Origin of the sequence: Olleya sp. R77988 (assembly GCF_044594215.1) — a bacterium.
In the GTDB taxonomy this organism is placed as follows: Bacteria; Bacteroidota; Bacteroidia; order Flavobacteriales; family Flavobacteriaceae; genus Olleya.
On record NZ_CP138988.1, the window covers coordinates 2498548 to 2522116 of the forward strand.

General features: G+C 29.4%; 21 protein-coding genes. 11 read left to right on the forward strand and 10 right to left on the reverse strand.

Annotation, left to right across the window (positions count from 1 at the left end; all coding sequences use genetic code 11):
* Positions 1-102 precede the first annotated feature (102 nt).
* Positions 103-531 carry a hypothetical protein gene (locus SJY17_RS11345; RefSeq protein WP_397362670.1) on the forward strand — a complete coding sequence of 143 codons (429 nt, stop codon included), beginning with the start codon at positions 103-105 and terminating at the stop codon, positions 529-531.
* Here the strand turns inward: SJY17_RS11345 and SJY17_RS11350 are convergent.
* The 8 genes from SJY17_RS11350 to tsaD all read right to left on the reverse strand — a co-directional run bounded on the left by SJY17_RS11350 (position 528) and on the right by tsaD (position 6662).
* The gene (locus tag SJY17_RS11350; protein ID WP_397362671.1) at positions 528-1718 is read right to left on the reverse strand and encodes a class I SAM-dependent methyltransferase; all 1191 of its coding nucleotides are present in this window, start codon (positions 1716-1718) and stop codon (positions 528-530) included. The two genes, SJY17_RS11345 and SJY17_RS11350, sit on opposite strands and share 4 nt — an antisense overlap.
* The gene (locus tag SJY17_RS11355; RefSeq protein WP_397362672.1) at positions 1711-2805 is read right to left on the reverse strand and encodes an AI-2E family transporter; all 1095 of its coding nucleotides are present in this window, start codon (positions 2803-2805) and stop codon (positions 1711-1713) included. Before SJY17_RS11355 ends, SJY17_RS11350 begins: the two co-directional genes overlap by 8 nt.
* Positions 2806-2829: 24 nt before the next feature.
* The gene (locus tag SJY17_RS11360) at positions 2830-3336 is read right to left on the reverse strand and encodes a TrmH family RNA methyltransferase (RefSeq protein WP_397362673.1); all 507 of its coding nucleotides are present in this window, start codon (positions 3334-3336) and stop codon (positions 2830-2832) included.
* Between the two features lie 11 nt (positions 3337-3347).
* Positions 3348-3551, reverse strand: a complete 204-nt coding sequence (locus tag SJY17_RS11365) for a hypothetical protein (protein WP_397362674.1) — start codon at positions 3549-3551, stop codon at positions 3348-3350.
* A 6-nt stretch (positions 3552-3557) separates the two neighbouring features.
* Complete coding sequence (locus SJY17_RS11370) at positions 3558-4202, reverse strand: DUF4159 domain-containing protein (protein WP_397362675.1); 645 nt, start codon at positions 4200-4202, stop codon at positions 3558-3560.
* Positions 4203-4204: 2 nt separating this feature from the next.
* The gene (locus SJY17_RS11375; RefSeq protein ID WP_397362676.1) at positions 4205-4909 is read right to left on the reverse strand and encodes a 16S rRNA (uracil(1498)-N(3))-methyltransferase; all 705 of its coding nucleotides are present in this window, start codon (positions 4907-4909) and stop codon (positions 4205-4207) included.
* Positions 4909-5541, reverse strand: coding sequence for a peptidylprolyl isomerase (locus SJY17_RS11380; RefSeq protein WP_397362677.1), 633 nt, complete (start codon positions 5539-5541; stop codon positions 4909-4911). Before SJY17_RS11380 ends, SJY17_RS11375 begins: the two co-directional genes overlap by 1 nt.
* A 98-nt stretch (positions 5542-5639) precedes the next feature.
* Positions 5640-6662, reverse strand: a complete 1023-nt coding sequence (gene tsaD, locus SJY17_RS11385; RefSeq protein WP_397362678.1) for a tRNA (adenosine(37)-N6)-threonylcarbamoyltransferase complex transferase subunit TsaD — start codon at positions 6660-6662, stop codon at positions 5640-5642.
* Between the two features lie 162 nt (positions 6663-6824).
* Here tsaD and SJY17_RS11390 point away from each other — a divergent pair, with 162 nt between their 5' ends.
* The 5 genes from SJY17_RS11390 to SJY17_RS11410 all read left to right on the forward strand — a co-directional run bounded on the left by SJY17_RS11390 (position 6825) and on the right by SJY17_RS11410 (position 14346).
* On the forward strand, positions 6825-10037 hold the full coding sequence (locus tag SJY17_RS11390) for a translocation/assembly module TamB (protein ID WP_397362679.1): 3213 nt from the start codon (positions 6825-6827) through the stop codon (positions 10035-10037).
* Complete coding sequence (locus tag SJY17_RS11395; RefSeq protein WP_397362680.1) at positions 9961-11229, forward strand: translocation/assembly module TamB domain-containing protein; 1269 nt, start codon at positions 9961-9963, stop codon at positions 11227-11229. Before SJY17_RS11390 ends, SJY17_RS11395 begins: the two co-directional genes overlap by 77 nt.
* Before the next feature lie 147 nt (positions 11230-11376).
* Positions 11377-12363, forward strand: a complete 987-nt coding sequence (gene pfkA, locus SJY17_RS11400; protein WP_397362681.1) for a 6-phosphofructokinase — start codon at positions 11377-11379, stop codon at positions 12361-12363.
* A 28-nt stretch (positions 12364-12391) separates the two neighbouring features.
* Positions 12392-13393: a type I glyceraldehyde-3-phosphate dehydrogenase gene (gene gap / locus SJY17_RS11405; RefSeq protein ID WP_397362682.1), complete on the forward strand. Its 1002-nt coding sequence runs from the start codon at positions 12392-12394 to the stop codon at positions 13391-13393.
* 92 nt (positions 13394-13485) lie between these two features.
* Entirely contained in the window at positions 13486-14346 is an 861-nt protein-coding gene (locus SJY17_RS11410; RefSeq protein ID WP_397362683.1) for a BadF/BadG/BcrA/BcrD ATPase family protein, read from the forward strand.
* Positions 14347-14364: 18 nt separating this feature from the next.
* Here SJY17_RS11410 and SJY17_RS11415 read toward each other — a convergent pair whose 3' ends face one another.
* Both SJY17_RS11415 and SJY17_RS11420 read right to left on the reverse strand, forming a co-directional pair.
* A complete protein-coding gene (locus tag SJY17_RS11415) occupies positions 14365-14745 on the reverse strand; it encodes a RidA family protein (RefSeq protein WP_397362684.1) in 381 nt (126 codons plus the stop codon).
* Positions 14746-14773: 28 nt separating this feature from the next.
* Positions 14774-17548 carry a putative LPS assembly protein LptD gene (locus tag SJY17_RS11420; protein WP_397362685.1) on the reverse strand — a complete coding sequence of 925 codons (2775 nt, stop codon included), beginning with the start codon at positions 17546-17548 and terminating at the stop codon, positions 14774-14776.
* A gap of 86 nt (positions 17549-17634) precedes the next feature.
* On the opposite strand from SJY17_RS11420, the gene SJY17_RS11425 reads away from it, so the two are divergent.
* The 5 genes from SJY17_RS11425 (at position 17635) to serB (ending at position 23564) form a co-directional block, all read left to right on the forward strand.
* On the forward strand, positions 17635-18747 hold the full coding sequence (locus SJY17_RS11425) for an N-acetylmuramoyl-L-alanine amidase (RefSeq protein ID WP_397362686.1): 1113 nt from the start codon (positions 17635-17637) through the stop codon (positions 18745-18747).
* A gap of 54 nt (positions 18748-18801) precedes the next feature.
* Positions 18802-19749 (forward strand): MlaD family protein, encoded by a 948-nt coding sequence (locus tag SJY17_RS11430; protein WP_397362687.1) that lies wholly within the window; start codon positions 18802-18804, stop codon positions 19747-19749.
* Between the two features lie 20 nt (positions 19750-19769).
* Positions 19770-21083: a 4Fe-4S dicluster domain-containing protein gene (locus tag SJY17_RS11435; protein ID WP_397362688.1), complete on the forward strand. Its 1314-nt coding sequence runs from the start codon at positions 19770-19772 to the stop codon at positions 21081-21083.
* A 426-nt stretch (positions 21084-21509) separates the two neighbouring features.
* The gene (locus tag SJY17_RS11440; protein WP_397362689.1) at positions 21510-22301 is read left to right on the forward strand and encodes a (Fe-S)-binding protein; all 792 of its coding nucleotides are present in this window, start codon (positions 21510-21512) and stop codon (positions 22299-22301) included.
* A 39-nt stretch (positions 22302-22340) separates the two neighbouring features.
* Positions 22341-23564 (forward strand): phosphoserine phosphatase SerB, encoded by a 1224-nt coding sequence (serB, locus tag SJY17_RS11445; protein WP_397362690.1) that lies wholly within the window; start codon positions 22341-22343, stop codon positions 23562-23564.
* The last annotated feature ends 5 nt before the right edge of the window (positions 23565-23569 follow it).

Below are 23569 nucleotides of genomic sequence, written 5' to 3' on the forward strand. Positions count from 1 at the left end.
GTATTTCATCGATTTTATTAATTTTTTTGTAAAACTTATATATTTGTTTATTACTTTTGCGGTCCCAAATCGCTTGATAACAAGTGTTAAATAAAAAAAAAGATGAATAACCTACTTAAATTATCGGCATTTTTATGTCTAATTTTTATTGCTTCTAGTTGTACTGTAGAACCTATTGAAGATTTTACTTCTACTAACGAAAAATCAATAAATAACAGCGCAGCAGCTACAACGCAAGCTTGTAGTAATCAAGATCCTCAATCTAAACTTGTAAACAATGGTACTGTATCTTATACATTTAAAATTGTTGATTCAAGTGGTACTTTAATTGAAGAAAATAATATAGCACCAGGAGCAGAATCTGCATGGTTGTCTTTTGTTGATGGTGAAACAACTTTTAGTGTTGAGAGTAATACTACTGGAATTTCTGATAGTAAATTATTATTAAATATGGCTACATGTTCAGAAGTTGAAATTATTGTAAATTCTTCTAATACAATTGACACTCCAACAATACAGGAGTTAAATTAAATTTTAGAACACAAAATTATAATTTTAGAATTTTTAAGATTGGTGGTAAAAAACAAATAGTTTTTACCACCATCTTTAATTTTAAATTTATTTCTAATTTGTGCAACGGACTCTGTGAAATTACGTGTTGTAACATTAGCTTGTTTTAATGCTATTGTTTTATTGTAATCTTTCTTACTATATGGAATGATTTTTTCGATTTTAAATTTTCTTCCAGGAAAATCTATAACTGCATCACTTGTATATAGATGTGTATGTTTATTAAGTTTCGGTACGTTTAGATTATAAGCAATACTATTAAATGCTCCAGATTTAAGAATTGCTGCATTAGGCTCAAAGAGATAGGTTAGTGGTAAACTATATTCTGTTTCTTTATTTTTTTCTTTATTTAAGTAAAAATCAAAAATTTGTTGAGTTTCATTTTTGAAATTAATAGTTTTTACTTCTATTTCACCTTCAAATCCTGATTTTAAAACCCATAGAAGCTCTTTTACTTCATTGTTTACTGCTATACAATGAATGCTTTTTACATTTTGTAATTCATTAATTCCAGATTTTAAGTCTATTAAAGGTGAAGTTTTAACTAAAATGTTTTTTGATTTTTCAAAGAATATATCTAATAAACTTGTGACATTTGGAAGACAATCTTTTAACAAGAATACTTTTCCTTTGATATCATCTCTTCTTGATGGATCTATATATATCCAATCAAAAAAAACATTTGTTTTTTGTAACACTTTAATTCCATCTTCAGGATAAAACTCAATATTATTGGTCTTTAAAAGCTTAGCGTTATGCTTTGCTATTTTTGATAAATTACTATCAAGTTCTGAGTGTTTTACTTGCTTTATTTTTTTTGAAAAATAAAAGCTATCAACACCAAATCCTCCTGTTATATCAATTAAATTATCACCAGAGACTAAAGATGCTTTATACTTAGCAGTAACTTCTGAAGAAGTTTGTTCTATATTTAATTTTGTTGGGTAGTATATTTCTTTAGTGTTAAACCAAGTAGGAAGTTTTTTTATACATCGTTGTTTTGTTTCAATTTGTGTTATGATATCACGTTTTAATTCATCTGAAAACGGTATACCCTTTAACGCTAATTTAGATACATCAAAATTTATATTGTCATTTATAAAATCTTGAATTTCAACATTTAAAACAGTTTTATTAAAGTTAATCATCTAAACCTTTTGTAAGTTTATTTACGATTCGATATTCTGATAAAAACTCTTTGGCTATTACTTTTAAAGCTGTATAAGCAGGAATTGCTACAATCATACCAACTATACCAAAAAGTAATCCAGCAATAATAATGATTAAAAAGATTTCTAAAGGGTGTGATTTTACACTTTTAGAAAATATAAATGGTTGACTAAAAAAATTGTCTATTAACTGAGCAATTACAAAACCAATCATAACATAGATTGTTTTAGGTAAAATTACATCGCTAAAACTTTGACCTAAATTACTTGACATACTTAATAATATTAATAAAAATCCACTTATTATAGGTCCAACATAAGGTATAATATTTAATAGCGCACAAAGTGTTGCTATAATTACTGCGTTTTCTATCCCAAAAATTAATAAAACAATAGTATAAATAACAAATAATATTAGTAGTTGTAATAGTAATCCTCCAAAATATCTTGATAATAAATCTTTAATTTTACTAAATGATTTTTTAAGACGATTGTCTTGAGAACTAGGAGCTAATGCTAAAATACTATTAGTAAAAAGTTTACTGTCTTTTAAGAAGAAAAATGAAATAAATAACACTGAAAATAAACCAATACTAAAACTTCCAAAACCACTTACTACTGCGTTTAAAAATTCTGGAATGGCTTCAAAATTGATTTTTGACATCAATTTTGAATTTTTAAACGATTGTTCTACTTGATCTTTATCTAGTCCAAAATGACTAATTGTTTCTTTATATAAATTTTCTACATTTTGTTGTAATAAATCTATATCTAAAAGTGATAAATTTTGACCTTGTTCTAATATTAGAGGTATAAAAAGACTGATAATACCAAAGATAATTAGCAAAAATAAAAACATCGTAACTACTACAGCTAAGGTGTCTCTAAACTTAAGTTTTCGTTTTAAAAAGATGACCAATGGACGTCCAAGCAAGGAAACTACACTAGCTATTACTAAATACACGATAACTGATTGAATCTTATATAAAAACCACAATAATATGATAATACCTACCAATGCAGCTACTGCTTTTAAGATTCCGTTTGCTATAGTTTTTGATGTCATATTGTAAATATAAAATTTTGAATTTTATTTTATCGATAACTGCTTAGTAATTTCATAAAGTGCTACACTAGTTGCTTGCACAACATTCATGCTACTATTTTGTCCAAACATATTAATATGAATAGTAGCATCACTTAATTTTAAAATTTCTGGTGACACTCCAAAATTTTCATCTCCTATTATTAATGCAACAGGTTTATTATTTTTAAAACTGAAAGTGCTTAATGCTTGACTGTCATTGGTGATTTCTAAAGAAATAACTGAATACCCTTCATTTTTTAGTTTAGTTACAGTTGATATTGCCGAATCTACTACCTTATAATTAACTACTTTTTCAGTAGCACGAGAGGTTTTGGTCATTTTACGATCTAAAGGAATATCTGTACCACAAAACACTAATTTTTCTACTCCAAACGCATCACAGGTCCTAAATAAACTACCAATATTAGGTGCGTTTGTAACGTTTTCTGCAATAACAGTTATAGGAAATTTTTTGCGCTCAAAATTGCTTGTGTAATGGGTTAATTGCAAATTAAATAGTATTAATAAATATGAAATGATTGTCCACAATCATAACTAAAATGTGACAAGTTGTTACTTGGAAAACATGAAAAATCACAATCTTCATGAAAGTTTTCAAATCCAGTAGAATACGTGTGAGAATTAATTGAATACAATGATTGAAATGTAAAAGCTATAGCTAGTACAAATGCTAAAATTTTAATTTTTAAACTAAATTGTTTCATTATCATTTAGTTTTCAAAAGCGTATTTAACAATATTTGCTCCCATTTTTAAAGCTTTAAGACGTATGTCTTCTGGATCACTGTGTACTTCCTGATCTTCCCAACCATCTCCTAAATCGCTTTCTACAGTAAATAAAACTACTAAACGCTCTTTATGATATAATCCAAAAGCTTGAGGACGTTTACCATCATGCTCATGTATTTTTGGTAAACCGTCTTTAAATTGATATGCAGTACTAAAAATAGGATGTGTACTAGGTAATTCTTCTAATTCTTGATTTGGAAATATTTTTTTTAATGCTTTTGTAACATAAGGTTGCATTCCATAATTGTCATCAATATGCAAAAAACCACCAGACTCAAGATAACTTCTTAGGTTTTCTGCTTCATCATCATCAAAAACTACATTTCCATGACCTGTCATATGTAATAATGGAAATCTAAACACATCAATACTACCAGCTTCTACAGTTTCTGGTTTTTCGTTCATTTCTGTATCTATGTTTTCGTTACAAAATTTTATCAAATTTGGTAATGCTGTTGGGTTGCTATACCAATCTCCACCACCTTTGTATTTTAAAATAGCCAAATCTTGTCCACTAACTGTGACAATAGAAAAGATAAATGTGAAAAGCAGAATTACTTTTTTCATAATTATTCATTTACAAAAGCGACACTATGACAAGCTACAATTGCAGCAGTTTCTGTACGTAATCGTGTGTTTCCCAAAGTTACAGGAATAAATTTATTCTGTATAGCCATTTCTATTTCTTTAACAGAAAAATCGCCTTCTGGTCCGATTAAAACAGTCACTTCGTTTTTTGTTGTTAATTGAGATTTTAATGATTTTTTATCAGTCTCTTCACAATGTGCAATAAATAGCTGTCCAGAAAAGTCTTGCTTTATATAGTCTTTAAAAGCAATGGGTTGGTTTAAAACAGGGTAGTAGTAGTGTAAAGATTGCTTCATTGCAGATTGCAAAATCTTTTCAAAACGCTCTTGTTTTATTATTTTTCTTTCAGAATGATCGCAAATAATTGGTGTTATACTAGTTATGCCAATTTCGGTTGCTTTTTCTATGAACCACTCGTATCTATCATTCATTTTTGTTGGTGCAACTGCTAGGTGTAATTTGTATGTACTAGGTTGTTTGAATGTATGATTTAAGATACTTGCGACGCATTTTTTTTGGTCAGAAATAGATATTTCTGCTTCAAATAAATAACCTTTTCCATTAGTAATATGCAATATGTCTCCAATCTGTTTTCTAAGGACTTTAATAATATGTCTGCTTTCTTCTTTTGGAAAAGAAAAATGCTTGGTATTAACGTCTATATCTGGATTGTAAAAAAGTTGCATTATTTTTTGTCTATTACTTTTAGGACTTTAATTTCTTTAATTTTTTTAATTCTTTCAGTTTTTAAAATAATGTAAAAAGAATTTGTTTCTGGCACTCTAACTGTATAAATAGTGTTTAATTTATTTTCTAAGCTAAATGCTTGTTCTTCAACTTCTGTAGGCATTGTCCCTTCTTTAAGCCAACCAGAATCGCCTCCACGTTTTGCATTTTTGTCCATTGAATAACGCTTAGCTAAGTCGTCAAATCTTATACCATCTTCATAAGATTGTAAAATCTGATTTTTATAATCTACAATTTTTGAAGCTTCTAATGTATTTCCATCAAAAAAAACATAGCTAAATCTATAATGTCTTTCATTAGTTTTAGACACTATTTTATAATGTGTGGTATTAAATTCTGTTTTAACTGTTTTTGTGCTACCTACTCCAGCTTTTAATAAAGCAGTTGCTAGTTTAGTTTTATGTTTTTCTTCATTGAAGATTAAAATTTTATTTTTTTTAGACTTTTTAGTTTCTAAAAATTTTTCAGCTTGTTCTACAGTATTTATGGTGTCTAATTGTTTTTTTACAGAGTTTTGAGCTGTTAGTGTAAAAGCAAATATGCAAAAAGTAAGTGTAAGTAGGTTTTTCATTTTGTAAAATTAATTCTTTCAGCAAAAAAACAAAAAATAGACGTTAGAATCACGATATTTTATAAGGTTATTAACAAGTGTTTTAACATTGTGCAAAATCAAATCTTCAACCTAGAATTAGCCATTACATTTTGCTCTGCAAAATCACCTTCTAAAAATTTTAAATAACCAACAATAGCAATCATTGCAGCATTATCTGTAGTAAATTCAAATTTAGGTACGTAGGTTGTCCAACCGTGTTTTGCTTCGCCAACTTTTAAAGCCTGTCTAATTCCAGAATTTGCAGATACACCACCACCAATTGCAATATGTTTAATACCAGTTTGTTTAACAGCCATTTTAAGTTTATCTGTTAAAATACCAATGATGGTATATTGGATGGAAGCACAAATATCATTTAAGTTTTCTTCAATAAAATTAGGGTTCTCTTTTACAGCTTTTTGCACAAAATATAATACTGCAGTTTTAAAACCAGAAAAACTAAAGTTTAAACCATCTACTCTAGGTTTAGTAAAAGCAAATGCTTTTGGGTTACCTAATTTAGCTAATTTATCTATTTGTGGTCCAGCAGGATAACCTAAACCTAAAAGCTTTCCGCTTTTATCAAAAGCTTCGCCTACTGCATCATCAATAGTCTCTCCAATTACTTCCATATCAAAGTAATGTTGGACTTTAATAATTTGTGTATGACCTCCAGAAATAGTCATTGCAATAAATGGAAAAGGAGGTTTGTCAAAACCATCCTCGTCTATAAAATGAGCTAAAATATGCGCTTGCATATGGTTAACATCTATTAGCGGAATGTTTAAACCAAAAGCTAAAGATTTTGCAAAGGATGTACCAACTAATAAACTTCCCATTAAACCAGGACCTTTTGTAAAGGCAATAGCACTTAAATCTTCTTTTGTTATTCCTGCTTTTTTTAAGGCTTGATCTACAACAGGAACAATGTTTTGCTGATGTGCACGAGAGGCTAATTCTGGTACAACACCACCATATTCTTCATGTATTTTTTGGCTAGCAATAACATTGCTTAATATTTTTCCGTTATGGATTACAGAAGCTGCTGTATCGTCGCAAGAGCTTTCTATTCCTAGTATATAAATATTTTGTTCAGGCATTAGTTATTTTTAGGCATAATAATTGTTAATTTTGGTGTAATAACCAACAACTAAATTACATTTGTTTTTGTATTTACAAAAGTAAGTTATTCTAGATAATTTTTTAACTTTAAAAGCAGTATCAAAAAAGTCCTTAAAATAGTAGCCAAATTGATAGCAATCTTGCTATTGTTATTCATCATTTTGGTGTTGGTGCTATCTATTCCTGCAGTTCAGACTAGATTAGGTAAATCTGCTACAAATTGGTTAAACGAAGAGTATAATACAGATATTAATATAGAAAAAGTCGGATTGCAATTTAATGGTGATGTTGCTATTAAAGGGGTTTTAATTAGAGATTATAAAAAAGACACACTTATAAGTGCATCAGAGCTAAACACTTCAATAATTAGTTTTAAAAACCTTTACAATAACAAGTTTAATTTTGGAGATATAAATTTAAATAATCTAGATTTTAATATTGTAACTTATAAAGGCGAAACTGATACTAATTTAGATGTTTTTGTCGATAGATTTGAAGATGAAAACCCTAGAAAATCTAAAAGCGATTTTTTATTATCATCTAGTGATATTACTATTAATAACGGAACTTTTAGATTGATAGATCACAATAAAGTGACTCCTAAAATACTTCAGTTTGATAAAATAAACTTAAACGGAACCAATTTTGTTATCGATGGTAGTAATGTAAGATCACGTATAAATACTATGCAATTTGTGGATAGTCGTGGTTTAAAATTAGAAAACATGTCTTCTAATTTTTCTTATACTTTATCAGAAATGCGTTTTGATGATCTAAACCTAAAAACTGCGCAATCTAACCTAAAAGGAGATTTAAGTTTTAATTATAACAGAGAAGATTTTAAAGATTTTGAAAATAAAGTAAATGTAGAAGCTAATTTTACTGAAGGTAATATTTTGTTAGACGAATTAAATACGTTTTACAACGAATTTGGTAAAAACCAACGAGCTAGTTTTAGCACAAAACTATCTGGAACTTTAAATGATTTAACAACAGAAAACTTAAAGTTAGAAACCAGCCGAAACACCAAAATTTATGGTACAATAAATTTTAAAAACTTATTTAATAGCGAAGATGACAACTTTGCAATGCAAGGACGTTTTGATAATCTATCCACTAATTATAAAGACCTTAAAGCATTATTGCCAAATGTTTTAGGGCAATCTATACCTTCAATATTTGATAAGTTGGGTAATTTTAAAGCAAAAGGAACCTCATACATAACTACTTCAAAAATTAAGGCAGATCTTGAAATTAATACAGAATTAGGTTACGTAAACTCTAATCTAGAAATGTCTAATGTTGACAATATTGATTATGCGTCTTATAAAGGAAATATTATTTTAGACGAATTTGATTTAGGTGTAATGTTAGACGATCCTAAATTAGGAACCACCTCTTTTAATGTTGACGTTGATGGTGTTGGTTTTAAAAAAGAAAACCTAGAAACACAATTAAAAGGAGATGTTTATAATATTAATTATAACAATTACAACTACCAAAACATAGTTGTTAATGGTCAGTATAAACAAAGAAAATTTAACGGAAAACTTGTTTCAAAAGATAAAAATTTAAAATTAAATTTTGATGGTTTAGCAGACCTATCAAAGGATGTAAGCACTTTTGATTTTGTAGCTAAAGTAGATTATGCAAATTTAAAAACACTAAATTTTTATAATAGAGATGCGCAATCAGAATTTACAGGTATTGTAGATATTAAAATGAATGCAACCAACTTTGATGATGCTGTAGGTAGTATAAATTTTAAAAATACAGTTTATAAAAACGAAAACGACACTTACACCTTTAAAGACTTTGTTGTTAGTTCAGAATTTTCAAAAAACGAAAGAGTTATTAAAGTAAACTCTCCAGAAATAATTAAAGGTCAATTAAAAGGTGTATTTAAATTTAACGATTTAGAATTACTTTTTGAAAACTCTTTAAAAAGTATTTATGCAAATTATGTCCCAAATCAAATTGAAGGAAATCAATACATAGATTTTAATTTTAAAATCTATAATAAAATAGTAGAAGTGTTTTTTCCAGAGGTAGAAGTTGGAGCAAACACATATATAAAAGGACGAGTAGAAACTGATGAAAAGGCTTTTAAACTAACGTTTAAATCGCCAAAAATAAAGTTGTTGGATTATTTTGCAAATACTATAGAAGTACAAGTAGATAATAACAACCCGCTATTTAATACTTATGTAGAGATTGACAGTGTTTATGCAAGACACTATAGTATGTCAAAATTTAATTTAATTAACGTAACACTTAATGACACGCTATTTATGCGATCGGAATTTAAAGGTGGTAAGCGTAATGATGATAATTATAACCTAAGTTTTTATCATACTATTAATAAAGAAAACCTATCCGTAGTTGGTTTTAAAAAGAGTGACGTTACTTTTAAGAATAATAAATGGTATTTAAACGAAGAGAAAGACAGATTTAATAAAATAACTTTTGATCGTGATTTTAAAAATTTCAATATAGAAGATTTAGTATTAAACCATAACAACGAAAAAATAGAATTAGCAGGTGTCATAAGGGATACGACTTATAAGGATTTAAAGCTTAAGTTTAAAAACGTAGATTTAAATAAGATTATTCCTGATGTCAATGATCTTGCTTTAGAGGGAAATATAAATGGAGACTTAGATATCCTTCAGCAAAATGGTAATTATCTTCCAAACTCTTCAATAGTGGTAGATAATTTAAAGGTTAATGACACTTATTTAGGGTCATTTGATGCAAAAATAACAGGTAATGCAACATTATCTAACTATATTATTGATGCAAAAATTAAAGATGATATAAGCAAATCATTTTCTGCAAAAGGGAATGTAAATTTAGCAAATAAGGATGCGTCAATTAATTTAGATTTAGTATTTAATAAATTTAATTTAAAACCATTAAATCCATTTTTAGATGGTGTTTTAAGCGATATTAGAGGAGATGTTTATGGATCTGCAAAAGTGATTGGTAATCTTAATAAACCTGCATTTAATGGTCAATTAAATATAGATAATGGAGGATTAGGTGTACCTTACTTAAATGTAGATTACGCTTTTCAAGATAATGCATCTATAAGTTTAAGTAATCAAACGTTTTTCTTCAATAAAATTAATATTACAGATACAAAACATAGTTCTAAAGGAGTATTAGATGGTAGTATTAGCCATACTAATTTTTCTAAATGGAAATTAAACTTAAACCTTGAGACACCAAGATTATTGGTTTTGGACACTAAAGAAACAGAAGAGTCATTATATTATGGTACAGGGTTTATTGGTGGTTCCGCTTCCATTTATGGTCCGTACAGAAGAGTTAAGTATAAATGTAATAGGTGAAACCAAAAAAGGAACCGTTTTTAAAATCCCTTTAAATGATAACGAATCTTTTGGTGACAATTCAATTATTCATTTTTTAAGTCCAGAAGAAAAACAAGCAAAACAAGAAGGTATAGTGCTAGAAACAGCATTAGAAACTGGGTTAGATTTAAATTTTGAATTAGATGTTACTGAAGACGCAGAAATTGAAATTTTAATTGATAAAACATCAGGAAGTACCATTAAAGGTAGAGGAGTAGGTGGTTTATTAATAGAAATAAATACCAACAACAAGTTTGATATGTATGGTGATTTTGTTGTGTATGAAGGTGTTTACAATTTTCTTTATGGAGGCGTTATAGAAAAGACTTTTATAGTAGAGCCTTATGTTAGTACTTTAGCTTGGAATGGTCATCCTTTAGATGCCCAAATAGATATAAAAGCAAAATATATTACACGTGCAAATCCTTCGCCTTTATTAGATAATTCAATAAATAGAAGTATTCCTGTGGAGTTAACTTTAGAGTTATCTGATAAGCTAGAACGACCAGATATAAATTATAGTTTTCAATTTCCTACAACTAGTTCAACTATTAAATCAGAATTAGATTATAGGTTAGATTCTAAAGAAGATAGAGAAAGCCAAGCTTTGTTTTTAATTATGACAGGTGCTTTTAGTAGTGGTCTTAACGATGTAAACTTTACTGGAACATTAACAGAACGACTTAATGGACTAGTTAATAACTTATTATCAAGTGGTGATGGTAAGTTTAATGTAGGTGTTAATTTTGAAGCTGGACAAAACAATCCAGAATATCAAACAGATAATCGTGTTGGTTTAACATTACAAACCAAAATATCAGATCGTGTACTAATTAACGGTAAGGTTGGTGTACCTGTTGGCGGATTAGGAGACTCTGTTATTGCAGGAGATGTTCAGGTTGATCTTTTGTTAAATGAAGATGGTACACTTACAGCAAAAGTCTTTAACAGAGAAAACAGTATCCGAAACTTTGGAGAAGAAATTGGATATACACAAGGAGTAGGTATTTCATATAGCGTATCCTTTGATACTTTTGGAGAATTATTGCGTAAAATATTCAACCCTAAAAAGGATAAAGAAAATCAAGAAACGGAAGAGCAAAAAGAGGTTGAACCAAATAAGGAAGATACTTCTACATTTCCAGATGATATGACCTTCAAAAAAGAATAAACCCCTCTTTTTTCTTAATTAAAACACCTGTTTTTTAGTAAGTTATTAACGAAAACGTTTTAGTTTTTGACTTCTCATAAAATATTAGTTAAACCAAAGTAATATCTAAGATTTGTTTATTAGTTTTACTTTAATAAGTTAAAATACATGTCAAAAAAAATAAAAAAAATAGCAGTTATGACTTCTGGAGGAGACTCTCCAGGGATGAACGCAGCTATTCGTTCTGTAGCCAGAACTTGTGCATATTATAATATAGAATGTGCTGGAATATATCGTGGTTATGAAGGAATGATAGAAGGTGATTTTAAAGAATTAACTGCACGTAATGTAAAAGGACTTATAAATAAAGGAGGTACAGTTTTAAAATCTGCACGTTCTAAAGAGTTTCGTACTAAAGAAGGTCGTCAAAAAGCTTACGATAATTTAAAAGAAGCAAATATAGATGGTTTAGTAGTAATAGGAGGAGATGGAACGTTTACAGGAGCATTAATTTTTAATCAAGAATTTAATTTTCCAGTTATAGGAATTCCAGGAACCATTGATAATGATATTTTTGGAACCTCTCATACTTTAGGATACGATACAGCATTAAATACTGTTGTAGAAGTTATTGATAAAATTAGAGACACAGCAAGTTCTCACAACAGATTGTTTTTTGTAGAAGTTATGGGACGTGATGTTGGTCATATTGCATTAAATGTTGGAGTTGGAGCTGGAGCTGAAGAAATTTTAATTCCTGAAGAAGACTTAGGCTTAGATCGATTATTAGAATCTTTAAGACGTAGTAAATTATCAGGAAAATCGTCTAGTATTGTTGTAGTAGCCGAAGGAGATAAAATAGGAAAAAATGTTTTTGAACTTAAAGATTATGTAGAACAGAACATGACAGAATACGAAGTACGCGTTTCTGTATTAGGTCATATGCAACGTGGTGGCTCACCATCTTGTTTTGATCGTGTGTTAGCAAGTAGAATGGGTGTTAAAGCAGTAGAAAGCTTACTAGAAGATAAATCTAACTATATGGTTGGATTATTAAATGATAAAATAAGTTTAACCCCTTTAGAGCAAGCTGTAAAAGGAAAATCTAAAATAAACGAAGAATTAATACGTGTGTCAGATATCATGACCACATAATATAAATTGAATTAACTAAAATTAAAATATGTCAACATTAAAATTAGGAATTAACGGATTTGGTAGAATTGGTCGTATCGTATTTAGAGCGACAGTAAAACGTAACGACGTAGATGTTGTTGCAATTAATGATTTGTTAGATGTAGAGCATTTAGCATATTTATTGCAGTATGATTCTGTTCATGGAAGATTTGACGGAACTATTGAAGTTAAAGACGGAAACCTTGTAGTAGATGGAAAAACAATACGTGTTACTGCAGAGAGAGACCCAAAAGTTTTAAAATGGGATGAAGCAGGAGCAGATGTAGTTGCAGAATGTACAGGTATTTTCACAACTTTAGAAACTGCAAACTACCATATTGAAGGAGGAGCAAAAAAAGTTGTCATTTCTGCACCAAGTAAAGATGCACCAATGTTTGTAATGGGTGTAAACGATGATAAATTAACAGCAGCAAATACTATTGTATCAAACGCATCATGTACAACTAATTGTTTAGCTCCAATAGCTAAAGTTATTGAAGATAACTTTGGGATTGAAGAAGCGTTAATGACAACAATTCATGCAGCAACATCAACACAGTTTACAGTTGATGCTCCTTCACGTAAAAATTACCGTTTAGGTCGTAGTGCAATTAATAACATTATACCAACATCTACTGGAGCAGCTAAAGCTGTTGGAAAAGTAATTCCAGAATTAGATGGTAAACTAACTGGTATGGCATTTAGAGTGCCAACTGTAGATGTGTCTGTAGTAGATTTAACAGTTAAAACTAAAAAAGCAACATCTTTAGCAGAGATTAAAGCAGCTATGAAAAAAGCTTCTGAAGGATCTATGAATGGTGTTTTAGGATATACAGAAGATGCTGTTGTATCTCAAGATTTTGTAAGCGAAGTAAAAACTAGTGTATTTGATGCTGATTCTGCAATAGAATTAAATTCAACATTTTTCAAATTAGTATCATGGTATGATAACGAGTTTGGATATTCTAATAAATTAGTTGATTTAGCTCAGAAAATAAACGGATTATAATCAAATATATTATCCCATATTTTAGCACAGTAAAATGTAATTTTTAATACATATTACTGTGCTTTTTTTTATATTACATTAAATTTTATAATATGATTTTAGTTGTCGATAGTGGTTCTACAAAATGCGATTGGATTGCAGTAGATAAAAATGGAAACCAGTTACTTGAAAAAATCCGTACAAAAGGATTAAATCCTGCAATAATTTCTGAAAAAAAAGTAAAAAAAATACTTAAAAAAAGTAAAGAATTAAAGGAGAATAGAAAAAAAGTAACCAACGTTTTTTTCTACGGAGCAGGTTGTGGTACAGAAAACCCACGATTAATGCTAAAAATTGTATTACAAGAATTTTTTCCAAATGCAGACATTTTAGTAGACGAAGATACTATGGCTGCAGTCTATGCAACAATAAATAATCCAACAGAAGCTGCAGTAGTTTGCATTATGGGTACAGGATCAAACTGTAGTTATTTTGATGGTAAAAAATTGGAACAACGTGTAGACTCTTTAGGGTATACTATTATGGATGATGCATCTGGTAATTATTATGGTAAAGAATTATTACGTGATTATTATTTTAACCATATGCCTGAAGATATTAAAATAGCATTTGCTGATAAATATAATTTAGGAGCAGATTATATAAAGTACAACCTTTATAAGCAACCAAACCCAAACGCTTATTTGGCTCAGTTTGCAGAATTTATGATATTAAATAAAGACTCTAAATATATTCAAGAACTTATTAAATCTGGAATTAGACGATTTGCTAAAAATATGATATTACAGTTTAAAGAAGAAGTTAAAACTGTTCCAGTACATTTTGCAGGATCAATTGCATTTTTCTGCCAAGATGAAATCAAAGCAGTAGCTAAAGAACTTGATTTTAAAGTTGGTAATTTTGAAAGACGTCCTATTGAAGGATTAGTAGCTTTTCATACTAAGAAAGCATAAAAGTTAACTGTTTAATAATTATTTAACAGCAATCATACTAATTTCTACATTTACAAACTTAGGTAAGTTTGCAACCTCTACAGTTTCTCTAGCAGGAGCAGTTTCATCATTAAAATAGCTTCCGTAAACTTCGTTTATTTGCGCAAAATTATTCATGTCGCTAATAAAAATAGATGTTTTAATTACGCTATCAAAAGTCATATCTGCAGCTTCTAAAACAGCTTTCATGTTTTCCATGACTTGTTTAGTTTCAGTTTTAATATCATCCATAACTAATTCTCCTGTTTCTGGATGTAAAGCTATTTGACCTGATGTATATAAAGTGTTCCCGCTTAATACTGCTTGATTATAAGGACCAATTGGAGCTGGTGCTTTTGAAGTTGTTATTATTTTTTTCATTTATTAATATTTAAAAAAATTAAATGGACTATAATTGTTCATCTGTTTTACGACGTTGTTCGTATTTTAAATCTTTTAATATACTTGACTTAATTCCTATAAAGAAGTTCCAACGATTATAAGTTCCAAAAGGTACCCAAGTAAAATTCATACGCCAACTTAACAAATCACGCTGAAAACGTAGTTGTGTTAATCCAAAACCATTGTTTTTAAAATCATAACTTGATGATCCACCAATGGACCATTTTGGAGACAATTCTATATCTCCAGAAAACATTATAGAATGTGATGATATTTCGTCTTGTCTTTGACTATTAGAGTAATTAACAGCATAAGCTAGCCTGAAATTCCAAGGGATTTTATAATTATATAATTCTCCTGGTTCTTCATCTTCTTTATCTTTATCATCATCATTAAATCTAGAATCAGCAAAATCTTGGGATACACCAAATAAGTCATCATCACGTCCACCACTTAATAAACGTTCGTTTCTAGAGTTTTCATTTTCGTTTCTGGAATCATTTCCACCAGTACCTTTACTATCAAAACTATAACCCATAGTTAAATTAGCACTAGTTAATCTAAATAAACTTCCACCATTATCAATATTATAAGTATCAATTCTGGTGTTATTGCTATCTAAAGCATATGGATCTAGTGTTGCACCAAAATTAATATTCATCTTATTATTAAAAATCTGTGTACCACCAGTTACTCTAACAGGACTCCAGTTTAACGAGTCTCCTGCAACATTATAAGATGTACTAAAGTTTAAGTTATTAAGTAAAATAATCTTTTTAGGTTCTATTTTAGTGCTGTCTTGATCACGTACTTTAGCTTCAAAGTTATTAGAGACACCAATACCTATAGAACTAGAAAAAGTATTGTTTGGTGATCCAAACAAATTGTCTTCAAAACGTGTATATTCTGATTGTGTAGTACCATCAGCATCTATAACTTCTACAGTATCATAGTAATTATCAAATGCAGGATTAATGTTGTAGCTTATAGAGGGACGTATTACATGTCTAATGGCTTGTAGTTTTTTACCTTCTTTTTTCTTATCAAAATTAAACATACCATAAATGGTTGTCCCAAGACTTGTAGAAAAATTATAGGTACGATAAGCATCAAAACCATTAACATCTTCAGTTATTATTTCTTCTTCATCTGCGTCATAATATTTGTTTACAGTTTTTAATGCCCAAACTTCATTATAATTAGCACTAGCACTGATGCTAAAGTGTTTAAAAACCTTAAAATTTGTAGAAATTGGAATACTGTGTTGTGCACCAATTTGTGCATCATCAAACATTTCGCTTTTAAAGAAAAACTCATCTGTTGTCGTAATTTGATTTCTTGCATTAAGATTATACTGCAAATTAATATTTTGTATAACACCTTTTTTACTACCTACTTTTGGTGCAAAAGGAAAAACACGTCCAACACTTCCTTGTAAAGTAGGTAATGTCATACTTATACTTCCTGATTGTGTGTTTTGAGAGTGAGATGCTGTTAAATTGATATTGACTTGAGGTTCTCCTTGAAATGTTTTTGAATAGGCTATAGAGGACGCTAAAGTATTGTTTTGTGTACTTGGTAAATTTATTTGATTAATAGATTGTTGGTAATAATTTTGGCTACCTAAATTTACATTTGCAGAGAATCTTGCATTAGGATTAGCTTTTGCATCTTGCTGATGTGACCATCTAATATTATAAATTGTCGATTTTGCATAATCTGGAAAACCTCGCTCGCTAGTAATTAAATTTTCATACCTAAAAGCTAGGTTACCTCTATATTTATAGCGTTCGGCATATTTGTTTTCTATCCTCAAACCATAACTTCCATTTGTATAATAATCTCCTAAAAGAGCAAGATCAAACTTATCACTAATTGCAAAATAATACCCACCATTTTGAAGAAAATAACCACGGTTTCCATCCTCTCCAAAACTAGGGAATATAACACCAGAGGTTTGTTTTTTTGTTAATGGAAAAAAAGCAAATGGCAAGCCAATTGGAGTTGGTACATCATAAATAAATAGATTGGTTAAACCTGTAACCACTTTACTATTAGGTACTAATTTACCTTGCCTAATTAAAAAGTAATATTCAGGATCGTCTAAATTTTCTGAAGTAGTAAATTTTGAGTTTTTAATATAATAAACAGAATCGTTAACTTTTTTAGTAGTTTCTGTTATTAAAGTACCTCCATTTTGTTCTGTTACAGAATTATAAATTAAACCTTGCTTTGTCTGCGTATTAAAAACAATAGAGTCTGGTTCAATAACGTTTTGTCCTTGTTTAAATACTGGACGCTGTATGTAAACTCCAGAAGTGTCTACAATACCTTTTGCATAAATTAAATCTTTATTAAAGTCTAAAATAATATGTCCAGCAGTAACATCCATATCTTCATAATGCACTTCAGCTTCATTATAAAGGTGCATTTTTGCCTCCTTTTTCTTATATGACATATAATCTTTTGCTTTATAAGATACTGTACTACTTAATAAAGGCTTAGTTTTTATAGTGTCATTTTTGGTAGAGTCACTTGCTTTTTCGTTTAGTACAAGGTCATTTATAGTTACTGTAGTAGTATCTATAAGTTTTGTTTCTGGTTGTTCAGTAACTTCAATAGCAGGCAATTTGGTGCCTTTTTCTGGGATATCACCTTGCGCAAAGCTAAAAGTGTTAATAAACACTGTAAAACTCAGAGTAAAAAGTATGTTAAGTCTGTGTGTACGCAACGCTTTTAAATGTATTTTTGTAAAAGTATGGCTTGGTTTTTGAATTGACAAAACTACATATATTTTTTTGTGAATAATTTAATATTCGTTAAAATTTATAAATCGAGCTAAACGCAATTAAAATTGGTATAACATCTATGCAAACGCACATATTTAAACTTATAGTATCTTTTATAATAGTATTAACATTTAACAGCTTCCAATCTGCTAATGCACAAACAGACAATGATAAATTTATTGTGGTTTTAGATGCTGGTCATGGTGGTAAAGATCCTGGAAAACATACAAAAACTGGTCTAAACGAAAAAGATATAGCTCTAAAGGTAGTTTTAGGTATAGGTAAAATTTTAGAAAAAGATAATGACATTAAAGTCGTTTATACTAGAAAGACAGATGTTTTTGTAGATTTATTTAAAAGAGGAAAAATTGCAAACGATGCAAATGCAGATTTATTTGTATCTATACATTGTAATGCACACAACTCTCAAGCAAGCGGATCAGAAACTTATGTTTTAGGTTTACACCGAAATAAAACAAATTTTGATGTTGCTAAAGCTGAAAACGAAGTTATTTTCTTGGAAGATAATCACGAAGAAAATTATTCTGGTTACGACCCAAATTCGCCAGAGTCATTTATAGGTTTATCCCTTATGCAAGAAGAGTTTTTAGATCAAAGTATAGAGTTAGCAAGCTTAATTCAGAAAGATTTTACAAATAAATTAAAACGTAAAAATAGAGGTGTAAAGCAAGCAGGATTTATTGTTTTACATCAAACAGTAATGCCTAGCGTATTAATTGAAACAGGTTTTGTTACCAATAGTAAGGAAGGTAAGTACCTAAATTCAAAAAAAGGACAATCAGAATTATCCAAATCTATTTCTAATGCTATTCTAACTTTTAAGAAAAAACTAGATGATAACGTAGGTAAATTAGTGGTAGAAGAAACCATAGTAGACACAATATCTACAGATGATAATACCATAAAAAATACGGTTTTTAAAATACAAATAGCTGCAAGTTCTAAAGCTTTAGAACCTAAAGCATACAATTTTAAAGGTCTTAAAGAAGTTTCAAGAGAAAAATCTGGTAAACTATATAAATACTATTACGGTTATACTTCAGATTATAATAAAGCTCAAAAACTACAAATTCAAGCCAAAAACAAAGGATATAAAGATGCTTATATTGTAGCTTATAAAGAAGGAAAACAAATTAAACTGTCCGAAGCCTTAAAAACAGAAGATAAATAGAGTATTCTTTTGTAATTTATTTCTAATTTTGTTACGCAATTTAAATTTAGCATATTGAAACTATCACTAGAAGTTAAAACAGCCATATTAGTTATTCTTGGAATAATTTTTTTCATTTTCGGATTTAGTTATCTAAAAGGAAATAATATATTAGATAGTAATAACACGTATTACACAGAGTTTGATTATAATGCATTATCAAAATCGTCTTCAGTTACTATAAAAGGAAATAATATAGGTAAAGTAACAGATATTGTTTATGATATAGAAACTGGAAAAACTAGAGTTGCTTTTTCTGTAGATAATAATATTAAATTTTCAAAAAACAGTATTATACGTTTGTATAAACCTGGTTTTATGGATGCAAATGCTTTAGCTATAATCTCTGCTAAAGATAATGATATCGCTAATAATGGAGATTTTATTAAGTCTGAGGTAGAGACAAATCTAGTTGACAAATTAACAGGTAATTTTTCAAATATAAGTACAGAATTAGATTCTACTTTAAAATCTGCAGATACTTTATTAGTAAGTCTTAATAGCTTGGTAACAGACAATTCTCAAAATGGAATAAAAAATACTTTGGCAGAATTAAATTCGACTTTAAAATCTTATAAAAATTTATCTTATTCAATAAATAATGTTGTTAAAAAAAATGACGCCAATATTGCAACAATATTAGACAACTTTAAACAAGCAAGTAATGACTTAACGGTTTTGTCATCAGAGTTAAAAAACGCAAATCTTACAAAAACAGTTGCAAGTCTTGAAGCAACGTTAGACAATGTAAATGGTCTATTAGCTAATGTGCAAAATGGAGAAGGCTCTTTAGGAAAACTAATGAGTGATGATAAACTATATGCAAATCTAGAAGGAGCAGCCTTACAAATGGAGCAGCTTTTAGAAGATATGAAATTAAACCCTAAACGTTATGTGCATTTTTCACTTTTCGGAAAAAAAGCAAAACAATATGACGCAGATGGTAATGAGATTAAAAAATAAACCAACAATTCAACCATAAAATGGAGTACTTACCAAATATAATTTTTGCCATAATTCTAATATTAGGGATTGGTTATTTTGCAAACAATGTTAGGAAACTAGTAAGAAACATTAAACTAGGTAAAGATGTAGACGTCTCGGATAATAAAAAGCAACGTTGGAAAAACATGGCTTACATTGCCTTAGGGCAAAGTAAAATGGTAAAGCGTCCAGTATCAGGTTTTTTACACATAGTAGTATATGTAGGTTTTGTAATAATTAACATAGAGGTTTTAGAAATTATTATAGACGGATTATTTGGTACACACAGGATAGGACATACACTTTTACCAGAAGCATTATATGGTTTTTTAATAGGTAGTTTTGAGGTCTTAGCGGTTTTAGTACTTGTAGCAGTTATTGTATTTTGGATTAGACGTAATGTCATTAAAATTAAGCGTTTCATTAAGTCAGAGATGACTGGTTGGCCAAAATCAGATGGAAACTTAATCTTATATTTTGAAATGGTATTAATGACTTTGTTTTTAGTCATGAATGCTACAGACACTGTGTTTCAGGGTTACAATTCAGGAAACATAATCAGTCAACATATTGCACCTTGGTTTAGTGGTTTTTCAGACACAACATTACATATTATAGAGCGTGCAGCTTGGTGGATACATATTATTGGAATTTTAGTATTCTTAAACTACTTATATTTTTCTAAGCATTTACACATATTATTAGCGTTTCCAAACACTTATTATGGCAAGCTAACACCAAAAGGACAGTTTACAAATAATGATGCAGTAACAAAAGAAGTTAAATTAATGATGGATCCAAATGCAGATCCATTTGCAGCAGCACCAGAAGGAGCAGAGGATGAAGTACCAGAAAAATTTGGAGCAAGTGATGTGCAAGATTTAACTTGGGTAAACCTATTAAATGCCTACACATGTACAGAATGTGGACGCTGTACAAGTGAGTGTCCAGCAAATTTAACAGGTAAAAAATTATCGCCACGTAAAATAATGATGGATACCAGAGATCGTCTGGAGGAAGTCGGAAAAATTATAGACATCAATAAAGGTACCTTTGTAGATGACGGAAAACAATTATTAGGCGATTATATTACAACAGAAGAGCTTTGGGCTTGTACAAGTTGTAATGCATGTACAGAAGCCTGTCCAGTAAGTATCGACCCATTAAATATTATTATGGAAATGCGTCGTTATTTAGTAATGGAACAAAGTGCTGCACCAACAGAGTTAAATAACATGATGTCTAATATAGAAAACAATGGTGCACCTTGGCCTTACAACCAAATGGACCGACTAAATTGGAAGGACGAGTAGTTTAATTTGGACGTTACCACAAGGGTCGCTCTTTCGGCAGTCGCTCTCTGCGAGGAGCTTCAACAAAGCCTCAATCGCTAACGCATAAAAAATATAAAACATTGAAATACAGTTTTTTAATAATAATCATTTCAATTTTTAGTTTAACACAACTAAAAGCTCAAGATTATAAAAAAGACTCACTTCAATTTAAAATTATAACTTAGATTAAATATAAATCTGGAGTAGTAGAAAATATTAGTTTAAAAAAAGTAATCTGTGATTATTGCACAGAAACACAAACAGAACAATTAGGATTACAAGCATTAAAATTAGCAGCTTTAGAGCAAGACGATCCAAAAAATAAAAGAAAAAACGGAATTAAAATCCTATCTATTTACATAAGATTATCTAAAGACGATTTTTCTGCAATTAAATAATATAATTATGAGCAATCCACTTATAGTGCCAACTATGGCAGAAATGACAAGCCAAGGTAAAACACCAGATATTTTATTCTGGGTTGGCTCTGCAGGAAGTTATGATGACAGAGCAAAAAAAATAACTAAAGCATTTGTAAAAATATTAAACAAAGCAAACGTAAACTTTGCAGTATTAGGTACAGAAGAAAGCTCTACAGGAGATGTTGCTAAACGTGCAGGAAACGAATTTTTGTTTCAGATGCAAGCTTTTATGAATATAGAGTTATTAAATTCTTACAACGTAAAGCGTATTGTGACTTGCGATCCACACTCATTTAACTGTTTAAAAAATGAATATCCTGGATTAGGTGGTAAATATGAAGTATTACACCATACGCAATTTATTAAGGAGTTAATAGATAATAAAGTCATCCAAATTAAAGAAAATAGTTTTCAAGGAAAACGAATTACTTTTCATGATCCATGTTATTTAGGACGTGCAAACTCAGAATATAAAGCACCAAGAGAAGTATTAGCTATTTTAAACGCCAATATTTTAGAAATGAAACGTAGTAAAGAAACTGCGTTATGTTGTGGTGCAGGAGGAGCACAAATGTTTAAAGAACCAGAAAAAGGAGATTTAGATGTTAACGAATTAAGAACACAAGATGCTTTAGAAACCAATCCAGAAATAATTGCAACTGGTTGCCCTTACTGCATGACAATGATGTCTGATGGTGTAAAAGTTAAAGAAAAAGAAAATGAAATTAAAGTTTTAGACATAGCAGAACTTATTGCAAGCGCACAAGAATTATAATTTTATTTAAATCTTATACTACAAAATAGTAATTTAAAAATGACTAACGAGATTTTTCTACTTAATATATCTGGACAAGATAAACCAGGGTTAACTTCAAGTTTAACTAATGTTTTAGCACAATATGGAGCTAAAATTTTAGATATAGGACAAGCCAACATACACGATACTTTATCTTTAGGCTTTATGTTTCAAATAGAAACAGGAAACAATTCTGCAGCAGTTTTAAAAGACTTGCTATTTAAAGCTTATGAGCTTGGCGTAACTGCTAAATTCACACCAATTTCATCTGAAGACTATGAGCAATGGGTTGGTATGCAAGGTAAAGACAGATATATCATTACTATTTTAGGCGAAAAATTATCAGCTGAGCAAATATCTGAAGTCACTAAGGTTATTTCAGAAAAAAACTTAAATATTGATGCTATAAAACGGTTAACTGGACGCTTATCTTTGACTAAAGACGAAGAATATCCAAGAGCATCAATTCAACTATCTATTAGAGGTAAAATTGATAATAAAGCAGAGTTTACAGAAAGATTTATGCAAATATCGCATGATTTAGATGTGGATATTGCCTTTCAAGAAGATAATATTTATAGACGTAACAGACGTTTAGTATGTTTTGATATGGATTCTACATTAATACAAGCAGAAGTCATAGATAAATTAGCAGAATTAGCTGGAGTTGGTGATGAAGTTAAAGCCATAACAGAATCTGCAATGCAAGGAGAAATAGACTTTAATGAAAGTTTTAAACGCAGAATGAAGCTTTTAAAAGGTTTAAGCGAAGAAGTATTACAAGATGTAGCAGTTAATTTACCAATTACAAAAGGAGCAAGACGTTTAATAGATACTTTAAAAAGCTACGGATTTAAAACTGCTATTTTATCTGGTGGATTTACTTATTTTGGACACTATTTACAAAAAGAATTAGGTATAGATTATGTACATGCCAATCAATTAGAAATTAAAGATGGAGTGCTTACAGGTGGTTATTTAGGAGAAATTGTAGATGGTAACAAAAAAGCAGAATACCTTAAAGAAATAGCAAAAAAAGAAGGTATAAATATTAGTCAGACTATTGCAGTTGGAGATGGTGCAAATGACCTTCCAATGCTTAATTTAGCTGGACTTGGTATTGCATTTCATGCAAAACCTAAAGTTAAAGATAATGCACAAAGTTCTATATCAAGTATAGGTTTAGATGGTGTATTATATTTATTGGGTTATCATGATAGGCATATAGATTTAATAGAATAATAAAA